Source organism: Psychrobacter sp. 16-MNA-CIBAN-0192 (assembly GCF_040309565.1).
GTDB lineage: Bacteria > Pseudomonadota > Gammaproteobacteria > Pseudomonadales > Moraxellaceae > Psychrobacter.
The window spans coordinates 1-271 of sequence record NZ_JBEOOX010000265.1 but is presented as its reverse complement, the minus strand read 5'-3'; the positions used below and the strand labels follow the sequence as shown (position 1 = coordinate 271).

The 271-nt window shown below is 35.1% G+C and carries 1 pseudogene; it reads right to left on the bottom strand.

Features of this window, described 5'->3' with window-relative positions:
- Positions 1-258 (bottom strand): annotated as a pseudogene (locus AAEY78_RS13190) (DUF898 domain-containing protein); the annotation flags it as partial.
- Between the last annotated feature and the right edge of the window lie 13 nt (positions 259-271).

Below are 271 nucleotides of genomic sequence, written 5' to 3'. Positions count from 1 at the left end.
CTGATATTCAGCTGCTTTTTTAGTAAAGAGTCCTATGACAAAAATACCTATCGCTATCGCTGCGATTATACCTACTAAAAATAGCATGAAGGCAAAGATTACGTTAAAACCTTCATCTAGTTTTGACATTGGAAATAGGCTAACAAAGACAGGCAATGCAATTGCTAAATAACCCAATATGGGTATAAGCATATAAATAATATAAGCGGGTTTTAGATTACCTTTGAAACTGAAACGCACGTTGCTAAAGCTGGTCATACGCATGTTAAAC